This is a genomic window from Mucilaginibacter sp. L196 (assembly GCF_009765905.1).
In the GTDB taxonomy this organism is placed as follows: Bacteria; Bacteroidota; Bacteroidia; order Sphingobacteriales; family Sphingobacteriaceae; genus Mucilaginibacter.
Map to the genome: position 1 here is coordinate 1 of NZ_LMUO01000001.1, position 306 is coordinate 306.

1 protein-coding gene is annotated in these 306 nt (G+C 53.6%); it reads left to right on the top strand.

Annotated elements, in window-relative coordinates:
• Positions 1–15: 15 nt before the first annotated feature.
• A partial coding sequence (locus tag GSQ74_RS00005; protein WP_305777727.1) for a glycoside hydrolase family 3 N-terminal domain-containing protein occupies positions 16–306 on the top strand: 291 nt, incomplete at its 3' end.

The window sequence follows — 306 nt, forward strand, 5'->3', positions numbered from 1 at the left end:
TGTGTACGTTCCGTCATGTGCTCTTACAACCAAGTCAACAATTCCTATGGTTGCCAGAACAGCAAACTGCTGAACGGCATCCTCAAAGACGAGTTCGGATTCCAGGGATTCGTCCAGTCCGACTGGTTGGCTCAACGAAGTGGCGTCGCAAGCGCTCTTGCGGGTCTTGACATGGACATGCCCGGCGATGGGCTACGCTGGCAGGATGGCAAAAGCTTATGGGGAGAGCACCTGACTACTGCCGTCTTGAATGGCTCCGTGCCAATCGAAAGGATCGATGACATGGCTACCCGTATCATGTTGCTA